We start from the raw sequence: 20,991 nt of genomic DNA, 5'->3' as shown, positions 1-20,991 counted from the left end.
TACCTCTGACACCTTTGGTTGAGAACGCAGCGGGATCAATCCGCTGCGATCGCCAAAACGTCAGACGTGACCTTGGATGCGTTCAATCACAGCACCTATCACACTGTTCGAGGAATCCTCTCGTGGCAAAACAACTCCTTTTTGACGATAACGCCCGGGCCCGCATGATGGCCGGGATCGACAAGCTGGCCAACGCCGTGGCAGTCACCATGGGCCCCACTGGCCGCAATGTCATCATTGATAAGTCCTTCGGCGGACCCACTGTCACCAAAGACGGTGTCACCGTGGCCAAAGAAATCGAACTTGAAGATCGCTTCGAAAACATGGGCGCCAAGCTCGTCATCGAAGTGGCTCAAAAGACCAGCGACCTGGCTGGTGACGGCACCACGACGGCGACCGTCCTAGCACGCGCCATCTTCAAAGAAGGCCTGCGAAACATCGTTGCCGGTAGCAACCCAACCGCTGTTCGTCGCGGCATCGACAAAGCGATCGAAGCTGCCTCGGCCAAACTGCACGAAATGGGTCGTCCGGTTGAAGACAAAGCTCAAATCGCCAGCGTTGGCGCGATCAGTGCCAACAACGACCAAGTCATCGGCGACCTGCTCGCTGATGCCTTGGAACGCGTTGGCAAAGACGGTGTGATCACCGTTGAAGAAGGCAAGACTCGTGACACCGACGTGAACTACGTCGACGGCATGCAGTTCGACAAAGGCTATATCTCTCCCTACTTCATCACCGACGCCGGTTCGATGGAAGCCAACTTGGAGAACGCCTTGGTCCTGATCTACGAAAAGAAGATCAGCAACATTCGCGACCTGATTCCTCTGTTGGAAAAGTCAGCTCAAACTGGCCAACCACTGATGATCATCGCCGAAGACGTCGACGCAGAAGCCCTGACCCTGTTGGTGGTCAACAAACTTCGTGGCACACTGAACGTCTGTGCCGTCAAAGCTCCTGGCTTTGGCGATCGCCGTAAAGCCATGCTTGGTGACATCGCCACGCTGACCGGCGGAACACTGATCAGCGAAGACCTGGGCATCCAGCTAGAAAACGTGACCTTGGAACAACTCGGTCGTGCCAAAAGCGTTGTCGTCGACAAAGGCAGCACCACCATCGTCGAAGGCGGTGGAAAGCGTGAAGCCATCGACCAACGCGTCGCTCAAATCCGAGCTCAAATCGAGCAAAGTGACAGCGACTACGACAAAGAAAAGTACCAAGAGCGTTTGGCAAAACTTTCCGGTGGTGTTGCCGTCATCAGCGTCGGTGCTGAAACCGAAGCTGAAATGAAGCAAACCAAGGCTCGCCTAGAAGACGCTCTGCACGCCACACGTGCTGCTGTCGAAGAAGGCATCCTGCCCGGTGGTGGCGTCGCATTGGTTCGCTGCATCGAAGCCATTGAAGCTGCCAAGAGCAAAGCCAAAGGCGACGAGAAAATCGGCGTTGAAATCGTCTGTAGTGCCCTGGCGGCTCCCATGCGTCAAATTGCTGACAACGGCGGCATCGACGGCAGCGTCGTCGTTGACGAAGTTCAGCAAAAGAAAGCCACCATCGGCTACAACGCCCACTCAGGCGAATACACCGACATGTTCAAAGCTGGCGTGATCGACCCCGTGAAGGTCGTTCGCACTGCATTGACCAATGCTGGCAGTATCGCTGGCCTTCTGTTGACCACCGAAGCGATGGTCACCAACTTCGAAAAAGAAGATAAAGAAGGTCCGGGAATCGAAGGCGTGGTTGCCTAAGCAATCTCGCATGATCTCACCGCGTTGATTGCCTGGCAATCAACGCGTGGTGAACCCAAACAACCGGCTTGCTTGCGTTCAATGAACTGTGCTTGCCACCGTTGTAACCAACTTCTATCAAGCGTTCGCTTCGCTTGATTTTTCAAGTGCTGACAGGTGTCAGCCACTGAACGAACACTCAGGCCGCTGTCTGCATCACGAGGCATGCGGCCTGCTTTGTTCCTTCATACCATTTGCGACACGCACACTTTCATATTGTGCCACGCGGGATAACCGCAGCACTCGGAATCACCGACGCGGTTGACTCGGGCTACCTGATGAGCGAAAAAAGAGACCACTACGAAGTACTTAGCGTCACGCGAACGTGCACCAAAATTGAAATTGATCGCGCCTATCGAAAGCTGGCGATCAAGTACCACCCCGACAGCAGCAAAGCCGAAGACGCCGTCGAGCGATTCAAAGAAGCGTCGGAAGCCTATGATGTGCTGGGAGACGCCGAAAAACGCGCTCGCTATGACCAGTACGGTCACGCAGGCATGGATGGCGGAGCACAATTCAACGACGTTGAAGACATCTTTGAAGCCTTTGGCGAGATGTTTGGCGGCGGAATGTTTGGCGACCTGTTCGGTGGTCGCAGCCGAGGAGGAGGACGACGACGCACGCGACGCGGCGCAGATGTCCGCTGTAACATCACGCTCACGCTGGACGAGGCCGCTAAAGGGGTCGCGAAAGAAGTCTCCTATCGCAGGAATGTCCCCTGTGATACCTGCGACGGCGATGGCGCTGCTCCAGGCAGCGAACCGATCACCTGCAATACCTGTGGTGGTCGCGGACAAGTCATTCAGTCCGCTGGCATTCTACGAGTCCAAACCGCCTGCCCACATTGCGGTGGCGCCGGCAAACAAATCAGCCAGCCCTGCGGTGACTGCCGTGGGAGCGGACTGCAAACTGAACGCGCTGAACTGACCGTCGAAATCCCAGCGGGGATCGATGATGGAATGCGGGTTCGCGTGCAAGGTGAAGGCGAGGCCAGCCCTGACGGTGGACCGCCCGGAGATTGCTACTGCTTTATCACCGTTAAACCGCATGAACTGTTTCGCCGGGAAGGCGAAAGCCTGATCCTGAAAATTCCGATCAGTTATACACAAGCCGCCTTGGGCGCGGAGATCGAAGTCCCCACCCTGGACGGCCCAGAACCGCTACGAATCGACCCAGGAACCCAAAACGGTGACGTGTTCACCCTGGTGGGGAAAGGGGTCGTTAACCCGCGCGGAGGTGGCCCCGGCGACTTATTGGTGCAAGTCTTCATTGAGGTCCCCAAAAAGGTGTCCGCCGAACAAGAAGAGCTGCTGCGAAAACTTGCTGAACTCGATAGCGAATCACTGCTGCCACATCGCAAGACATTCCTCGAAAAAGTCACCACGCTGTTTGGTTAATCAGAGCTTCGCTGATTCGGCAACAACATCGCGTCGATTCACAACAGCGCTCCAATTACCAAACCTCCCGCACGCACACACACATTCAAGCTGACCAAACCGTCAAGCGGGCCAATCCCGCCAGGCTGATAGAACCATGAGCAACGAACAAGCCAACAACAAAAACGAAGTCGACGTCGTCATCGATGAACAAGTCGTGGACGCCGTCGACCCCAGCAGCGACGACGCGCCAGAGACTCGCGACGAAGAAATGGAACGGCTACGCACTCAAGCCGCCGAAGCAGACAAACGCGTGCTGCAAGCCCAGGCGGAAGCCGAAAACTTTCGCAAACGCATGCGGCGTGATTTTGACGATCAACTGAAGTTTGCTTCCACAAATCTGATCGTCGACTTGCTGCAAGTTCACGATAATCTGAACCGCGCGCTCGAAGCAGCCTCCGGCGAAGGTGATTCAGTGAGCGGACTGCGAGATGGAGTCGCGATGGTTGCCAAACAGTTGACCGATGTGCTGGCCAAGTACCAAGTCACTGAGATCCCGGCGATGGGCGAAGAGTTTGACCCCAATCACCATGAAGCAATCTCGCAGATGCCCAGCCCGGATGTCCCCGCCGGCCAAGTCTCTCATGTTGCCGTCAACGGATTTAAGCTACACGATCGCGTGATTCGGCCTAGCCAAGTGGTTGTCAGCAGTGGTGCTGCTTCCTAATTCCATTGCTCCTTTTTTTAGGTCAACGCTCATGCCAACCTATGACTACGAGTGCTCAGCATGCGGGCACGAAATGGAAGTCTTTCAAAAGATCAGCGATCCTATTCTAAAGAAGTGCCCCGAGTGCAAGAAGCTGAAGCTCAAGCGACTGTTCGGGACCGGCGCCGCGATCATGTTCAAAGGAAGCGGGTTCTACCAAACCGACTATCGCAGCGAAGGCTACAAGAAAGCAGCCAAAGCGGATAAGAAAGCGGCTAGCGAGAAGAAATCGGACAGCAGCAAGTCCGATTCAAAAAGCAAGAAACCCAGCAAGCCTGAGTAACCGAGCCACTGACCGCTGCAAAGGGACGCGCAGCGCCATGCGATCGACGTTCACCGATCGGTCGCACCTGAGCAAAACGGGCTGGTCCACTCAAGATGCATCACGCGCTAAAGCCTTGAGACCGAATGGCCAATTCATCGCGTCGTCCCAATCGAATGCCCGATCCTGCCGCCCGATCCTGCCGCCCAGTTCTGCCGCCCAGCGAGTCACTCTCATGCCGCACCATGCCTCAACGGACGTTCTGCAGCCCCATCGATCAGCCATCTTGATCATCGACCTGCAACAGAAACTTGTTCCCGTGATTCCATCGGGACAGGACGTTGTTGCCTGGACTCAGTCGCTGCTGCAAGGCGCCGATCTGTTAGACGTTCCCAGCGCAGCGACGGTCCAATATCCCAAGGGCCTTGGCGGACTGGTCGATCCGCTTGACCAGCAATTTCCCAGCGCTCAAGAGAAGCTTGACTTCTCCTCGGCAGTCTGCCGAACAGCACTGGACCGGTGGCATCATGAAGGCCGCGACCAGATCCTGGTTTGTGGGATTGAAACTCACATTTGTGTGCTGCAAACGGTCTTAGACTTGTTAGCCGAAGGCAAGCAAGTGTTTATTGTCTCCGAAGCCGTTGCCGCCCGAGGTGGCTGGGAACATGAAACCGCGATGGCTCAGATGCAACAGCAAGGCGCAATCATCACCACCGTCGAATCCGTTTTCTTTCAGTGGCTGCGCAGCGCCAGCCATCCCCAATTCAAAGCCATCAGCAAGCTCGTCAAGTCATTCGCCGACGGCTGAACGAGTCATTCACCGGCGGCACTGGAGCCCTCTAGCGCGGGCACGCTTGACTCGGGCACGCTTGACTCGGGCACGTTTGACTCGGGCAACAACGCTTCGACTTGCCGCAAGACTTCGTTGGGCATCGAATCATTGTGGCCCAGCCCTTCCACAGTCAGAAAGTTTTTGTCTTCACTGGGGATGGAATCAAAGAGGGCCTTACCATTGCGATAGGGAACGATGGCATCAGGCGGTCCATGAATCTGGACGACCTTGCCTTGAAACTCGCTTAATCGGCGTTGGGATTCAAAGCGATTTTGCATCAACCATCGCACCGGCATCATCCAGTACTTTTGCGCCGCAACGGCCACAGCTGCATCAAAAGTTCGATCCAGAATGATTGTTTTCGACTGATTGATGCTGGCAACTTCAGCCACTGCCGCGCCGCCCAATGAAGTGCCATACACAACCAAGTCTTGACGCTGCACACCAGCATCTTGACAGGCCGCTTGATGGGCCGAGCAAGCATCGGCTAGAAAGTTCTCTTCGCAAGGCGTGATCTCGGAGTACTGAAAACCACTGTACTCGGCGCAGTAAACATCACACTGCAACAGATTGGCAAGCTGCGAGATTCTTAAGTCCATCCACTTGGCCTGAATGCCATTGCCGTGTAACAACAACACCGTCCGCTTCGCATCCGGCCGCAACAATTTCCGTCCGGTCAATTTCAAGTCATCCTTGTTGCGATAGTCCCAGTCTTCGACCTCCGGAAGGACAGCGGCGTTGCGGTGGGTAAAATAAGCGCCTGGGTAAACCAAGCGACTCTCGAAAACAACCATCGCAATCAAGACCAACACATAAACGATGACGCAGACTCTAAAACACTGAATGCCGCGTTGCACAATCGTTGGACGTTTTGCTGGTGAAGCGTTTTCAGCGGACGCTTGCTCCGATGTTCGGTTATCCTGGCTGGACATTCCCTTCCCTATCATGCTTCGCAAGACATCTAAAAAAGAAGTGATCTGATTCGTTCCCCTGCCCCAATCGCTAAACGACATCGCAACAAGGTGAATCAAATCCACTCCACCGCATCAAAGATTCAAGAGCCCCATCGACGGTGATAATAGCGCTCATGGTACAAAAAAAATCCCCTTCAGTCCCAAAGCGGCAGATCGATTTTCGACATAGCACGCAATTTGTGCCCATTCTGGAACATCTTCACTGTTCGTTATTGGTTTCCACCTATGCCGCAGGGAAACTCGCCTGCATTTCTGCCTCCGATGGTCAGCTGCATTTGCAGTTCTCCAATTTCCAACAAGCCATGGGTGTGACCAGTCCGGTCATGGCGGACGGTCAACCTGCAGACCGCATCGCAGTGGGAGGCCCCAACTTGATTTGGTTTTTAAGCGATGCCGGCCCGATGGCACAGCATGTGGAACACGCAGGCACCTATGACAAGGCATTCCTTGCTCGTGAATCGTTCGTCACTGGCAACATTTCGATTCATGAAATGAGCTGGGGAACAGACGGAGAACTGTGGGTGATCAATACACTGTTTTCTTGCTTGTGCACACTGCACGAAGACTTTGCCTTTGTGCCACAGTGGAAACCAGACTTCATTTCCGATCTGGAACCACAAGACCGCTGCCATTTAAACGGCATGGCGATGCTCGACGGTCGCCCCAAGTATGTCTCGATGCTGGGCACCGGCAATCAGCCACGCAGCTGGAAAGAGCACAAAGCCAACGGCGGCGTGATCATGGAGGTTGAATCACAACAAGTGATTGCCAAAAACCTGTGCATGCCGCATTCACCTAGGCTTTATCAGGACAAATTGTATGCGCTCGATAGTGGGCGAGGACGCTTGATCACGATCGATCCCCTGTCAGGCCAAGTCACCACGGTTGCCCAATACCCTGGCTATGGACGCGGCCTGGCCTTTGCCGGACAATTCGCAATCATCGGGATGAGCCGTGCACGAGAGACATCGGTCTTCGGTGGTGTGCCGATTTGTGAAAAACCAGATGAGATGCGCTGCGGTGTGGTCCTGGTCGACTTGAAAAGTGGACAGTGCGTCGCGTACTTAGAATTCGTCAGTGGTGTTGAAGAATTATTTGACGTGCAAGTGGTTCCTCACAGCAAACGACCGGTTGTTTGCGGCCCTTACCCAAAAGAAGATGGCCAGAGTTCAGTCTGGGTCATCCCAAGACACGACCAAGTCAGTGCGTTAAACCAAAGCCCTGCCCGCAGAGGGGTCACGAGACGACCGCCCCAAAGCCAGCGCGACTGAAACCCCGGCAGCAAGTCTGCTGAAAAGGTTCAGCCGCCCTCATCAGCCGCAGCGTTCGGTTATACTGCAAGCCTCGTCTCGCTCCTGCTTTGAGAGCCTTGCAGTGCATCGCGATGAATTGCACCGCGAAAACCGGGCTCTTCAAGCCGACTTATCACAGGCACCTCAGCCTCCCACCTCGAATCATTTGCATGCCCCATGAAGGTCGGTCGTAACGCGCAGTTATCCAAACGCAACAGTGACTCCAAACGCCCTCGAGTGTCCAGCAACAAACGTCTTGGCCAGCGAAAGCATCGAAGTCGTCGACAACTAACCAACGCCCTGCAACGGTTAGAAGATCGCCACTTACTGACCTTTGCGATTGATCTTGTCAGCGACATCAACTTGATTGGCGAATCGTCGTCCATCAACCAATACATTGAAATGGATGACGTGGGCTACTTTGTTGCCAATGATGGCCTGTCTGGTGGTGAACTTTGGAAGACCGACGGAACCTCGGCAGGAACCTCACAAGTCAAAGACATCGTCCCTGGGCCGGTCGGTGGGCAACCGGAAGGTTTAACAGTCCTCGACGGCAAGTTATTTTTCATTGCCTTGGACGAAGGCGGAGAGACGAATCTCTGGAAAAGTGACGGGACAGAATCCGGCACCATGATGGTGTATGACGCCAACGAAGCGGGTGTCTATTCAATGGATCAGTTGACCAAGAGCGGTGATCAACTTTTCTTCACGGCCTACGAAGAGAACAGCGGCTATGAACTTTGGCGGAGTGATGGCACCAGCAACGGCACGGTCCTGGTTGAAGACATCAATCCGGATGCGACTGCCTTCGGCCGCCCCGAGGATTTAACCGACGTCGATGGAACCCTGTTCTTTACGTCCTATGAAGACAGTGACTACAACCGCGAGCTATGGAAATCGGATGGAACAGCCGCTGGCACGATGATGGTTGTCGACCTGACCATCGACCCCGCCGATGGTGGTGAATTATCGACCGTCAGCTCATACCCGTCCTATCTGACCAACGTCGATGGCACGTTATTTTTCGCGGCGTATGACCTCGACCATGGCATTGAGCTTTTCAAAAGTGACGGGACAGCCAATGGAACGATCTTGGTGGACGACTTGAATCCGGGATCGGCCGATTCAGACCCGCTCGAATTGACCGCCTTCGGCAATTCGCTGCTGTTCTCCGCTCGGGACAGTGCTGGCAATCGACATGTCTACCGCGCTAATGACCAGGGCATTGAATTGATTGCCGACACCACAGGCGGACTGGGCTCGTCCAGTCCAGCCGAATTCACGGTGGCCGGCAATGAAGTCTTCTTTGCTGCCAATGGCTCTCGCCCGCTGACTCAAGTCGTCGCTGACCAGCCAGATCTCAATGGGGACAACACCACTCGCAGCGGCGGATTTGCTGGCATTTTCACGAGCGTTAACAATGCCTTTCAAGGCACGCTCTCCGATGCCGCCGGCAGTTCAACTGTCTCCACGGTTGCCCAGTGCTGTTCCGATGATGGACCGGGATTTGTCGACGGAGGGACCGCGCGGATCGGTTCGGCCGGTGTCGCGTTGACGAACATCGAAGTGGGCGACTTCTACATTCAATCGATTGGCTCCGGTGAACTTGATCAAGAATACTGGGACTGGACCATTAGCGATGATGCTGGACTGTCCAACATTGACTTCTCCGGTTTCATTTCCGGCAACCAGATGGACAATGGCGAGGTGAATGAAGGCGTCACGTTCACTTTATACCTGAATGAAGACTTCAACACGCCCGTCAGCACATGGCAGGTTCCCGGCGACAGCACAGGGGACGCGATCGACAACTGGTACGGCGCTAGAGACGGTGACAACCTGCAGTTATCCAATTCTGGTGGCAGCAACGTGACAGCCGCAACGGTGCGGATGACGATGGGTGTCAACGGTGCCAATGTCTTTCCAGACGGCGGTAGCGAAGCGTTCCTGATCAACGCTCAGCTGACTGCCGATCTCTCAGCCAATACAACCCAACGTGTTCCCCTGGGACGTGAGCTACATCGCACCGATGGCTCACCGCAAGGCACCGCGATTGTCAAAGACATCGTCCCGGTCGGATCTTCAAACCCCTCCGACCTGGTCGCCGTTGGCAACAACCTCTTCTTTTCGGCGGACGACGTTGTAGGCACCGGCCGGGAACTGTGGTTCAGCGATGGGAGCGACGTTGGCACCACACAGATGGTCGACTCATTGCAGGGAGTCGATTTATACGGCGCGCCTCTGGACGGTGCTCCGGAATTACTGGGAGAGATTAACGGGGAACTGATCTTTACGACAACGAATCAGTTCCAAGACCGCGAACTATGGCTCAGTGATGGAACGGACTCCAGCTCCAATCCAGGAACCAGAGAGCTTAAGAACATTAACTTGTTCACTGAAGATTCGGAAGTCAACGATCTGTATGTGGTCGGCACGGACATTTTCTTTGCCGCCAATGACGGCATCAACGGCGAGACGCTGTTCAAGATGGATACCACGACCGATACGGTGACGCAAGTCTTTGACGCCTCGCCCTCCTCTGTGGACCAGATCTCGGAACTGAATGTCTTGGATCCAGTCACCGGCACGGCGTTGTTTTACAGTAACACCACGGGTGTCAATGGACAGATTTATTTACTGGACCCTACTAATCTTGCCACGCCCGTGACGGCCCTGGCCGCTCAACAGCCCATTGAACTGGACGAAGATGGCACGCGATTTGTCGTTTACGATAGCTGGGCCTACTTTGTCAGCAGCGACAGCACGGCGGGGATCGAACTTTGGCGAATCAATGCTGCAGGATCGGCCCAGCGTCTAACAGACATGATCCCAGGCATTCCCAGCAGCGAACCGCGCAGTCTGGCAGCCTTCAACCAGCGCATTTACTTTAGCGCCGACACCAACAGCTCCACCCCCGAGTTTGAGAACATCGGCCGGGAGTTATTCGCCTATGACCCAGAGCAGGAGATCGTCGAACTTGCTGCAGACCTCCGCATGGGAACGTCCGACGGCAATCCAGCACAATTGACAGTGATGGGCAACAAACTGTTCTTCACTGGCACCGACGGCACAAACGGTGACGAACTCTGGTACTTGGATTTCAACGGCACAAAGCATCCGCTAACCGACATTCGCGTTGGCGGGGGCTCTTCATTGCCGCGTCATTTGACCGTGATCGATGACATCCTGTACTTCTCTGCCGCATCTTCGGACCTTAACTTCGAACCTTACCGAACCGACGGAACACTCAATGGCACCTATCGTTTGGCTGACATCCAGCCGGGCGGTGGCGGTTCGGACCCACGTGACTTTACCAAGTTTGGCGGTGACGTTTACTTCAGCGCCGGCGACCTGACCAACGGCCGTGAACTCTGGCGCAGCGATGGAACAGAAAATGATGCCACGTTGGTCATCGACCTACTGCCGGGAATATCCAGCAGCAACCCTGTCCCACTTGCGGACAATGGACATCGTTTGATCTTTAGCGCTCAAGGTCAAGGCATCGGGCAGCAAGAGCTTTGGGTGACCGACCGGAGCGCCGAACGAACGTTCTTGATCGATGACCTCAACCCGATCGCGAACCAAGGCAGCTCGCCCACCGACATGGTTCAAGTCAACGGCGTGTTCTACTTTGCAGCGGACAATGGCAGGACCGGCCAAGAGCTCTTCCGCATGGATCAGGTCGCCCCGGCAGTGGAAAGCATTGTCACCGGTGGAGACCATTTGGCGCCGGTGGAAGAAACACAGCGTTCGATTGTTGACCGCGTCAGCGTCACCTTTGACAGCCAAGTCGACTTGCCGGGCGCTGCCTTCGAGCTAACAAACGTGACCACCAACACGGTGGTCACAACGTTACTGGTTGACTTGCGAGTCGAGAATGAAAAAACGATCGCTGAATTGACCTTTGCCGCCGGTCCTGGGGTCGACACACGTGGCACCAGCCATTCGCTGGCAGATGGCAATTACGAATTGCGGATTGTCGGCATCGAAACATCCAGCACGATCAGCGGCACGTTGATGGTCGCTGATGACACCTTTGGCGATCAGCCCACCGACAACTTCTTTCGACTCTTTGGTGAACTTGGCGGCGATGGGTTGGTCGACGGTGGTGACCTAGCCAGTTTCCTTGGCGGATACCTGAACGCGCCCGGTTACACCGATGATCTGGATTTTGATGGCGATGGTGACATCGATGGCGTCGACTACGGAGCCTTTAGCCGGCGATTGAGCACCAGCAGGTAAGAATCCCGCCACGCCACCCAAGCTACGTGCTAGGAATTGAAGAGCAGGCAGTGCCCAATCGGTGCGTGGGGCAAACTGTCGATGCTCTGTGATTCCTGTTTGCTTGCGGTGCTTGTGATGTTTCAATCTTGTTTGACCGACCCTCGTGAAAACACCCAGTTGCTGAAACGTTGGCGCTGCGGCCGCATCATCATGAAGGGTGGCAAGCTTCAACAGATCCGTCGTCGCTGGATGCCGTCAACGGTCTCCGTCGCCCAAGTGCTGTGGCAGATGACCTATGGAAGAATGGACGATGATCTCTGCTGGCTGGACTATCACCAACCGCTTGGCATGCCAGGATTCTTGACCTTGGATTATGTTCGCAGCGGCCACAAAGCAGGCTATCAATCCTTTGCTGGCGCCGTGCATGTTCTGGATGAAATCGCCCGAGCTCGAGGCGCGGTGGCGATCGTGGCCCATGTGACCAATGGTGGGATTAGCGATCGCTTCATGCAACGGATGGGCTGGCAGCAACACCTTCAGCAATGGTCAGGGCGTCATTGGATCCGTCGCTTTTATGATGGGTATCCAGAACCGGCGATCGAACGCTATCTTACCTAATCCAACCCCTCCGGTTGGTGATGCAATTCAAGACAGCCAGCCTGATGAATTTTCTGACCCATGCCTTACCGATCCTCGACCAGCCGCATGTGGTTGCTGGAACGGCACTGCCTGACCTGCTGCGAGCGACAGATCGCCAACTGCGAGTCCGGCGCAAGATGGCGCTGCAAGCACAACAGGCGAGCGATGCACTGCAGCAGCAAATCGCCACCGGCATCCTCCGCCACATCGATGACGACCATTGGTTCCATACAACCGCTGCGTTCGTCGAAGTCAATCTGCAGTTAGCGGTTCAATTACGTGAGCGACTGCCGGGCGACCGAGGGTTCCGGCCCATGTTCTTGGGCCACATCCTGATTGAAATCTTCTTGGATGCCGTGTGGATCGAACAGCGCCCCGAGCTGGCCGCGCGCTATTACCAGATTTTTGCCTCGCTGCCAGCCGATGTGATCCAAGACCAGGCGAGCCAAATCATGGGACGATCAACCGCACCACTGGCAGCGACTTGGCAACGGTTTGGCGAATCACGGTTTCTGTACGATTATTCGGACCGATCTTCACTGCTGGTGCGGTTGAATCAGGTCATGCGGCGAGTTGGGCTCCGGGAGTTGCCGGAATCTTTGTTGCCCTGGCTGGCAGCGGCCCGAGAGTTGGTAGAATCCAGGTTCAATGAGTTCCTAACGAAGCCCGACGGATCTCTACATTATCCCCTCCCTTCCCAGGACTAGGACCCAGCAAACGATGAAGTACGGCATGAACCTGCTGCTTTGGAGCGGCGAAGTCACCCAAGAACTCTATCCAGTGATCGAAAAGCTCAAAGCGATTGGCTTTGACGGCGTTGAACTTCCCATGTTCAACCTGGACCTGGACTATGCCGCACTAGGCTCGTTTCTCGATTCGGTTGGTCTGCAGCGAACTGCCGTGACGATCCGCACCGAAGAAGACAACCCAATCTCGCCCGATGCCGATGTTCGCCAAAAAGGCATCCAAGCGACCAAGCGCACGCTGGATCTCTGTGCCGCCGCGGGCGTGGAAACATTGGTTGGCCCCTATCACTCGGCCATTGGAGCCTTCAGTGGTGCTGGTCCAACCGACGACGAATGGAAGTGGGGCGTGGAAAGCATGCAAGAAGTCGCCGAGCACGCTGGCGAAGTCGGCGTTAAGCTGGGCGTCGAAGCACTCAATCGCTTCGAAACCTATCTTTTGAATTGCCACGCTGATTCGACGCGGTTTGTGCGCGAAGTCAATCATCCCGCCTGTGGCATGATGTATGACACCTTTCATTCGAACATCGAAGAAAAAAGTGTTACCGAGGCTGTTCACGCAGGAGGCGACAAGCTGTTTCACATTCACATCAGCGAAAACGATCGCAGCACGCCGGGCAAAGGTGGTGTGAACTGGGCCGAAAACTTTGACGCCATCAAATCCTGTGGTTACGACGGCTGGCTGGTGATCGAAGCCTTCGGCCTTGCCTTGCCAGAGATCGCCGCAGCGACAAAGATCTGGCGACGCATGTTTGACGATGAATTGAAACTGGCCACCGACGGCCTGGAATTCATGAAATCTGAAGTCGCCAAACGCGCTTAGAGTTGGCGGTGGCCCAGCACGGTCAATCCCGTCGCGGCAACCAGCGCGCCGTGACGGGTGAAGCCCGAGAGGTCGTGCGTCTGCTAGCCGCCATCACACCTGCGTGACAAATCGTTCAACGTGCTTTCTGAAACCACTTGCTTTCTGAAACCACTTGCTTTCTGAAACCACTTGCCTTCCGAAACCACGTGCGCTGTCGATCCACGCGGTCAGCGATTTTCTTAACAAGGCAAACAGCTTGTCGTGGCGACATTTTTTCGCTTGGCAAGCTCGTCGTCATCGGGCATCTTATCTGCATCGCAATGGTGCCCAAAATGATCCACGGGGCAGCGACCTGCAACAACCACCCTGTGGCGGACACAACGATGCCGTGCCTTGATGTGGATCGTTCACATGCAGGATACCCGACCCTCGCGACCGAGTTGTCGGATGCGCGCCGTGCCGACTGGCGGCCCCATGTCAATGGAACTGTCCACTGAGTGTCCAATTCACTGCCCACCAGTGCCTCCACTTTTTCACTGCAAACATGTCCAACACGCCCTCTGAGTCGCCCGGTAAAGTTGTCTTCCTGTCGGGTGATTTGATGTTCGCTTCACGCGTGGAATCGGCGGCCAAACGCAGTGGGCTAACGTTCCAACTGACCGGGGCATTACCCGATGCCAGTGACGCCAGTTGGGTGATTGTTGACCTTTCCATGTTTAGCCATCTTGTCGATGAACTTCCCGAACATTGCCAGCAGAATTGTCCTCAGGCAACCATCATTGCTTACGGGGCACACGTCAAGACCGAGCAACTTCGCCAAGCTCGCGCCGCCGGAATCGAACACGTGCTGACCAAAGGACAATTTGACCAACAACTGCCGACTCTGTTCTAAACACACGCTTTCGCTTAGCGACGTCTTTCTAACGACCTCACCACTGACAGGAACCAACAACTATGCCTTCGGTACTTGCCATCGCTGCTCACCCTGATGACATCGAATACCTGATGGTTGGAACCATGTTACAACTGGCCAAACGAGGCTGGGATTTGCACTATGTGAACCTGTGCGATGGTTCCAAGGGCAGCACGGTTCTTTCCCCCGAAGAATGCGCGGCGACTCGCTTGAAAGAAGCTCAAGAGTCGTGCCGCTTGATGGGTGCAACGTTCTACAATCCCATCTACCGGGACATGGAAGCAAGCTACAGTTTTGAGAACCTGCAAAAGGTCACCTCCATTGTGCGGCAAGCCAAGCCATCCATCGTCCTGACGCACTCTCCATCGGACTACATGGAGGATCACGAGATTGCCTGCCGGCTCGCAGTCAGCGCAGCGTTCTCGCATGGCATGCCCAACCTCGAATCCAATCCGCCTGCGGAGTCATACTTTGACCCGGTGACGGTTTATCATGCTCAGCCCGTTGGCAACCGCACGCCCTTGGGCGAAGTGGTGCACCCGCATTTTTACGTCGACCAAAGCGACTTGGTCGATCGCAAGATCGAATTGCTGAGCTGTCACGCGAGCCAGAAGGAATGGCTCGATCAGACGCAAGGGATGGATAGCTACATCCAAACCATGAAAGATATTAACGCAGACACCGGCGCCATGAGCGGTCAATTCGAATATGCTGAAGGCTGGCGCAAGCACCTGCACTGGGGCTTTTGTGGCCCCGACGATGATCCACTGCGTACCGCACTGGCTGACCTGATCGTCGAGGGCAAAGCTCCCTGATGAACCGAGCGTTTCGGTCTCAGATCACGCAGGGCTGGCTGGTTTCAGTTTAAAGGAATCGATCGATGCCCCTTGATGCTCTCATCCCGGTTGTGATCGCCCATCGCGGCGCCAGTGGTTACGTTCCTGAACACACCCTGGTTGCCAAAGGGATGGCTCACGCGATGGGCGCCGACTTCCTGGAACAGGACGTCGTTGCCACCAAGGATCATCAGCCCATCGTCATGCATGATGTGCATCTGGACACCGTCAGCGATGTGGCTCAGCGATTCCCCGACCGCAAACGATCCGATGGACGTTTTTACGCGATCGACTTCACGTTGGCTGAAATCAAGCAACTGAGTCTGCACGAACGGAGAAATCTCTCCAGCGGCAAAGCGGTCTTCCCCAAACGCTACGCGGGAACGCTCGCCAACTTTCAGATTCCAACCTTGGCCGAAGAAATTGATTTCATTCAGTCGCTGAATCAATCCAGTGGCCGCACCGCGGGGATCTATCCCGAGATCAAAGCACCTGCATGGCATCGTCAACAAGGCTGTGATCTTTCCGCCATCGTGCTGAAAACACTGTCTCAGTTTGGCTATCAACGCAAACAAGACCTTTGCTACCTGCAATGCTTTGACGAATTCGAAGTCCGCCGGATTCGTGACGAGCTGAAGTATCAAGGTTTGTTGATTCAGCTGATCGGCAGCGGCCACGATGAAGTTTCAGGAACGGATTACAACCGTTTAAAATCCCCCGCCGGTTTGGCTGATCTACGCGACACCGCCGACGGCATTGGACCGAATCTGAACGACATTGTCCGCTGGGATTCGCAGGGGAAAGTGACCCTGACAGAGCTCGTCGAACACGCGCACGACCAACGTTTGGCCGTGCATCCGTGGACCGTGCGCGAGGATGCCTTGCCCAAGCACTGCCCTTCCCTGCACGCCCTGATTCAAGCCTTAGCAACCGCAAAGATCGACGGTGTGTTCGCGGACCAGCCAGACAAAGTCAATCCATAGCAAGACGCCCCGAAACGCGTCCATGAAACCAAAACCGTAGGGTGCCCAGCTTGCACGCACCACGGTCGTCAATAACGCTCGTCACCCAAAAGCGTGGCTATCGCCAAAACGGATGATGGACGCGTGCTCCGGCCCCTTATTTGGGCCCCTTATTTGGCAATGCGTTCCAATTCGCGATCCATGCGATGCGTCACGGATTCAATGGTTTCGTTTTCGATTGCGGCCAAAGCTTGCTGCGCGAAACTCTGGCGTTCGTTTGTTGATTGCAAGCGATTGATGATCTCAGCAGCCTCTGACAACGATCCATAACACAACGTGTCAGGCACGAACTCCGGATAGCTTAACGCATTCGGCGTGACTGGAACGGCGCCTGCCCAAATCGCTTGCCGGATCGCAATCCCGTAGAACTCATGATCAGCCGTACTGACGACGACATCCATTTGATGAAGCCAGCGCCAATAGTCCGCTTCCGAAGAGGCGTATCCGTTGAACAGGATTTGTGCTCGATACTGTTGCTCAATCGGATCAACCCATTCAGCAGTCTTGCCGCGTTGGCCCATTAAAATCAACTGAAAATCGATCTCAGCCGTTGTCAGCAACCCCAGCAACTGTTGAAACCGATCGGGCCGTTTATCGTGTTCCCAGCGGGCCACCCAACCGATCGTGATCGGCTGGTCACTGGATGCGGCAGTCTGGTGCATGGGGGTGTCCGACAATGTCAGACTCGGCATGGTAAAGCCTGGGGGCATGATCACGCTTTTTTGCTCCACTGCCTGCAAGTCAATGCTGTGCCGAGAGTCGGGCATGCGTTTGACAAAGGCCTGGGCACGTTCGAGCAAACTGTCGCGGTTGTATCGTGAATTGAACCAGCAGTGATCAGCGGCTTGCGCCGAAAGCAAGTTCGTGAAGGCAAAGTGATGATCGACTCGTGAATCCGGGGCCGGCGGATAGGCCCACTGGTTTTCATGAAAGTACATCACCAGTGGCCGGTTCAACAAACCGTTGTCAATGCGTGAATCCTTGATCGCCAGCCCTAGCCAGGTCGGCAGATCCAACATGTCACTGACCCAAACCACATCGGGCAGCGGTTGGCCATCGAGCGATTCCGCCAGTCGACTCAGTAACTCAGCCGGTGCACTACGCATCCGCCATTTCCAGTGACGGGCAGGCAAGGTGACACACTGCCATTGATGGCAACTGTGGGCCACCAGCTGTTCTAGAAAGGCTTGATGACTGCCGCCGTAGTAGGGCTCAATCGCAAGAACTCGCATGATATTGACTGAACCCGCCGAGGATTAGAGTGGCACCGTTAGCACTTGCGAATTTTCTCGCGTCCTTCAGTGACGGCGGCGGTTGCGTTGCGTGTATCAATCACCAACTGGCTGTGCTTGACGATCGCCGCATAATCAAACGCCGAGTGGTCGGTTGCAATCAACACAGCGTCTTGCTCGGCCAGAAACTCTGGTGTCAGTTCCTGGCTCTGCATGGCGGGCAAGTCATGGTGGCGCATCGAGGGCAAGGTCGGCACGTGCGGATCACTGTACGTCAGCTCGGCCCCTTGCTGTAACAGCAACTCCATCAGTTCAAACGAAGGGCTTTCGCGGGGATCATCGACATCTCTCTTGTAGGCGACGCCTAGCAAGCAAATCTTGCTGCCATTGATGGGCTTGCGTGTTTCGTTCAAAAAGTTGGCCGCTCGCGAAATCACATACCCGGGCATGGCTCGATTGACTTCGCCCGCCAGTTCGATGAAGCGTGCATTGCTGCCTTGCTTTCTTGCCAGCCAGGAAAGATAAAACGGATCAATGGGGATGCAGTGGCCGCCGAGTCCGGGGCCGGGATAAAAGGCTTGAAAACCAAAGGGTTTGGTCTTCGCAGCATTGATCACTTCCCAGACGTCGATCTGCATTTCATCAAAGAGCACCTTGAGTTCATTGACCAAGGCAATGTTGACGGCCCGATAGATATTCTCCAGCACTTTGGCAGCTTCAGCGACTTCGCAGCTAGAGACCGGTACAACGCCTGCCACGGCAGATTGATACAGGGACGATGCACAGGCAAGGCTGTCGTGATTGATCGCCCCGACCACCTTGGGAATCCCTGCGGCGGAGAAATCCGGGTTGCCTGGATCTTCTCGCTCGGGACTGTAAGCGACAAAGAAATCCTCTCCGGCCGTCAAACCACTGGTTTCTAAAATCGGCACCATGACATCGCGCGTCGTGGTGGGATAGGTCGTGCTTTCCAGGACCACCAACTGACCAGGCCGCAACTGACTGGCAATCGTTTCGCAGGTGCTCGTCACGTATCGCAGATCAGGATCACGAGCACTATCAAGTGGAGTCGGCACACAAATGAGCAGAACATCTGGTTCGCCCAGTCGCGACATTTGATCCGTGGCGTCAAACTGTTTCGCCTGCAACCACTGCGAAATCTTCTCGTTGGGAATGTGCTTGATATAGCTCCGCCCCCTTAATAGCGTTTCAACTTTTCCGCCATCAACATCGAAGCCCAGGCAAGACAAGCCTGCTTGAATGAAGGCATCGATCAGTGGCAATCCAACATAGCCCAGACCGATCACTCCCACGGTGCAGGACAGATCCTCGATGGATTGCAGCAAGGTCTTTGCGTGGTCCGAACTGACAGGTTGAGGCGACATGATGAAGATCTAACCGTAGAACCGGGAAACGGGTTGGAGCAAGTGATATCAGCAGCAGGCGCCGGGTGCGAATCCACACACAGCGCTGACACAACACAGCGCTGACACAACACAGCGCTGACACAACACTGCTGGGACAACACTGCTGGGACAACACTGCTGGGGCCAACCACTTATCTGACTGGCAATCCTAACAGCGACGGATATGGTTCACTAGGCCAATTCCAATCACGCCCAAGACGGCGTTGCCAATCCAAACCCCATAGGGAGGAAACACGGATTGCTTGGCCATATCCAAACCCAAAATGAACAAGGAATAATAGATCAGAATGGTTGGCAGGAACGCCTTGGCGAAGGTCATCCAGTACTCGCTTGTCTTGGCGATCATCGCTAACGGAGCACCGATGAGGACAAAGAAAAAGCAGCTGAATCCTTCCGACCAGCGCCGCCAGGGTTCGACTTGCAGCTTGACCAAGATCCGGTGGCTGTGATTGATCTCGCCTACCATTTGTTGCCCTGAGACGCCGACGATTTCCTCTGGGCGACTGGTCAGCAGCGAAAACGCGGTATGAGCGGCCAACTTTTCTTCCGCTGCGCGTAAACGCTGGTCTTGCCGCAACCGCTCGGTAGCGATCAGGCGCAAGGGCATCTCGCTGGGACGCAACTGATCGGCAGTCGGGGTTTTCCATCCATCAGCCAGCGGAATTGGATAGGATTCTTTCTTGGGAATGTAGCCTTGAATCTCGGAACCACGATTCAAACTGCTATTGGTCAGCTCCAGGTAGAGCGCTTCGTTTTCAACATCCAAACGAAGTCGGCCTTCTTCGGCCTTAAACTTCATCGGTGTGCCACCCTGCGAAATCGTAATCCGCGGGGACTTCATCACCCGGCCTTCGACATCGCGAACGTAAATCGAAAAGCCCTTGCCGATGTAGGAACGCTGCGATTCCATTTTTCGGTAAACAATGTCCTCGATCGACAACATCACCACGCGATGAATTCCCGGCCGTCCCCAAGAGACCGCCAAGTCGCTTAACACGAGTGCGACGGGACTCAGTAAAAACGCAAAGATCAACGCTGGCTGCAGAATCTTGAGCGGCGAAATCCCTGACGCCTTGATGGTCGAAACTTCACCATCGCCAGCCATGCGGCCGTAGACGCAGGAAACCGAAAACAACGCCGTTGCCGGAAATGCGTGCTGAAGCGACACAGGCAAGAGGTAGGGCAACAACTGACCGACGGCTAAGGGCCCCAAGCCCTCTTTCAGCAGCGTACGCCCAACACCAATCAATAAGATCAGTGTGGTCAACACCACTAAAGCAACGACGAAAATCTTCATGACTTCCGCCAAAATGTATCGGGTCAGCCGGCTCGGCATTACTGCTAAATCTGTCGGTGCATTTGTGGAAAAACTGGGGGCGGCGAGGCCATTTCACTGTGGGAGGTGTAGCACATCTCGGTGATCTCTCGATAGATCGGATCCGATCAGAAATGTTCGTGATTCCTCTGCGTTTGGTAAACAAGATCGAGGGGTTCATGCATCCTCAATTCTGCGGGCTCCCGCGTCTTGTCTTCTCTGACGCCTCGTAACGTGCGTCCAACCGGCCCGAACGAATTGCAGCTCAACGAATTGCAGCTCAACGAATTGCAGCTCAACGAATTGCAGCTCAACGAATTGCAACTCAACGAATTGCAACTCAACGAATTGCAGCTCAACGAATTGCAGCTCAACGAATTGCAGCTCAACGAATTGCAGCTCAACGAATTGCAACTCAACGAATTGCAGCTCAACGAATTGCAACTCAAGCGCCTCCCTGCGAAAACCAGTGAATACTGCCCTGCTTTCGCGCAGAATGGCACTTCACTGCAATTAGTCACCGGTCACTGCGGAACTTCATAGCAAGCATCA

General features: G+C 55.0%; 18 protein-coding genes. 14 read left to right on the top strand and 4 right to left on the bottom strand.

The features are described from left to right. Positions 1-122: 122 nt before the first annotated feature. The 5 genes from groL to SV7mr_RS03695 all read left to right on the top strand — a co-directional run bounded on the left by groL (position 123) and on the right by SV7mr_RS03695 (position 4,993). Entirely contained in the window at positions 123-1,742 is a 1,620-nt protein-coding gene (gene groL / locus SV7mr_RS03715) for a chaperonin GroEL (RefSeq protein ID WP_145269348.1), read from the top strand. A gap of 317 nt (positions 1,743-2,059) precedes the next feature. Continuing rightward, positions 2,060-3,178 (top strand): molecular chaperone DnaJ, encoded by a 1,119-nt coding sequence (gene dnaJ / locus SV7mr_RS03710; RefSeq protein ID WP_145269346.1) that lies wholly within the window; start codon positions 2,060-2,062, stop codon positions 3,176-3,178. Positions 3,179-3,314: 136 nt separating this feature from the next. Next, positions 3,315-3,884, top strand: coding sequence for a nucleotide exchange factor GrpE (gene grpE / locus SV7mr_RS03705; protein WP_145269344.1), 570 nt, complete (start codon positions 3,315-3,317; stop codon positions 3,882-3,884). Between the two features lie 31 nt (positions 3,885-3,915). Next, on the top strand, positions 3,916-4,206 hold the full coding sequence (locus SV7mr_RS03700) for an FmdB family zinc ribbon protein (protein WP_145269342.1): 291 nt from the start codon (positions 3,916-3,918) through the stop codon (positions 4,204-4,206). Positions 4,207-4,420: 214 nt separating this feature from the next. After that, positions 4,421-4,993, top strand: a complete 573-nt coding sequence (locus SV7mr_RS03695; RefSeq protein WP_419188050.1) for an isochorismatase family protein — start codon at positions 4,421-4,423, stop codon at positions 4,991-4,993. A gap of 5 nt (positions 4,994-4,998) precedes the next feature. Here SV7mr_RS03695 and SV7mr_RS03690 read toward each other — a convergent pair whose 3' ends face one another. Continuing rightward, a complete protein-coding gene (locus SV7mr_RS03690; RefSeq protein WP_419188049.1) occupies positions 4,999-5,949 on the bottom strand; it encodes an alpha/beta hydrolase in 951 nt (316 codons plus the stop codon). Between the two features lie 155 nt (positions 5,950-6,104). Between SV7mr_RS03690 and SV7mr_RS03685 the strand changes: the two genes are divergently transcribed. The 8 genes from SV7mr_RS03685 (at position 6,105) to glpQ (ending at position 16,426) form a co-directional block, all read left to right on the top strand. Further along, complete coding sequence (locus SV7mr_RS03685) at positions 6,105-7,262, top strand: TIGR03032 family protein (protein ID WP_145269336.1); 1,158 nt, start codon at positions 6,105-6,107, stop codon at positions 7,260-7,262. A 198-nt stretch (positions 7,263-7,460) separates the two neighbouring features. After that, on the top strand, positions 7,461-11,525 hold the full coding sequence (locus SV7mr_RS03680; RefSeq protein ID WP_145269334.1) for an ELWxxDGT repeat protein: 4,065 nt from the start codon (positions 7,461-7,463) through the stop codon (positions 11,523-11,525). A 117-nt stretch (positions 11,526-11,642) separates the two neighbouring features. Beyond that, positions 11,643-12,125 (top strand): hypothetical protein, encoded by a 483-nt coding sequence (locus tag SV7mr_RS03675; protein WP_145269332.1) that lies wholly within the window; start codon positions 11,643-11,645, stop codon positions 12,123-12,125. Positions 12,126-12,169: 44 nt separating this feature from the next. After that, a complete protein-coding gene (locus SV7mr_RS03670; RefSeq protein ID WP_145269330.1) occupies positions 12,170-12,853 on the top strand; it encodes a hypothetical protein in 684 nt (227 codons plus the stop codon). A gap of 13 nt (positions 12,854-12,866) precedes the next feature. Then, positions 12,867-13,712 (top strand): sugar phosphate isomerase/epimerase family protein, encoded by an 846-nt coding sequence (locus SV7mr_RS03665; protein WP_145269328.1) that lies wholly within the window; start codon positions 12,867-12,869, stop codon positions 13,710-13,712. A gap of 526 nt (positions 13,713-14,238) precedes the next feature. Continuing rightward, on the top strand, positions 14,239-14,586 hold the full coding sequence (locus SV7mr_RS03660; RefSeq protein WP_145269326.1) for a histidine kinase: 348 nt from the start codon (positions 14,239-14,241) through the stop codon (positions 14,584-14,586). Positions 14,587-14,648: 62 nt separating this feature from the next. After that, the gene (locus SV7mr_RS03655) at positions 14,649-15,422 is read left to right on the top strand and encodes a PIG-L deacetylase family protein (protein WP_145269324.1); all 774 of its coding nucleotides are present in this window, start codon (positions 14,649-14,651) and stop codon (positions 15,420-15,422) included. Between the two features lie 65 nt (positions 15,423-15,487). After that, positions 15,488-16,426, top strand: coding sequence for a glycerophosphodiester phosphodiesterase (gene glpQ / locus SV7mr_RS03650; protein WP_145269322.1), 939 nt, complete (start codon positions 15,488-15,490; stop codon positions 16,424-16,426). A 149-nt stretch (positions 16,427-16,575) separates the two neighbouring features. Here the strand turns inward: glpQ and SV7mr_RS03645 are convergent, their stop codons facing one another. From SV7mr_RS03645 to SV7mr_RS03635, 3 genes are all read right to left on the bottom strand, one after another. Next, on the bottom strand, positions 16,576-17,697 hold the full coding sequence (locus SV7mr_RS03645) for a tRNA-queuosine alpha-mannosyltransferase domain-containing protein (protein WP_145269320.1): 1,122 nt from the start codon (positions 17,695-17,697) through the stop codon (positions 16,576-16,578). Positions 17,698-17,735: 38 nt separating this feature from the next. Continuing rightward, a complete protein-coding gene (locus SV7mr_RS03640; RefSeq protein ID WP_145269318.1) occupies positions 17,736-19,082 on the bottom strand; it encodes a nucleotide sugar dehydrogenase in 1,347 nt (448 codons plus the stop codon). 190 nt (positions 19,083-19,272) lie between these two features. Next, the gene (locus SV7mr_RS03635) at positions 19,273-20,460 is read right to left on the bottom strand and encodes an LptF/LptG family permease (protein ID WP_145269316.1); all 1,188 of its coding nucleotides are present in this window, start codon (positions 20,458-20,460) and stop codon (positions 19,273-19,275) included. Positions 20,461-20,649: 189 nt separating this feature from the next. Between SV7mr_RS03635 and SV7mr_RS03630 the strand changes: the two genes are divergently transcribed. After that, complete coding sequence (locus tag SV7mr_RS03630) at positions 20,650-20,982, top strand: pentapeptide repeat-containing protein (protein ID WP_145269314.1); 333 nt, start codon at positions 20,650-20,652, stop codon at positions 20,980-20,982. Positions 20,983-20,991: the final 9 nt, after the last annotated feature.

Source organism: Stieleria bergensis, assembly GCA_007745635.1.
Classification (GTDB): Bacteria; Planctomycetota; Planctomycetia; order Pirellulales; family Pirellulaceae; genus Stieleria; species Stieleria bergensis.
This window is presented reverse-complemented; position numbering and strand designations above follow the sequence as displayed.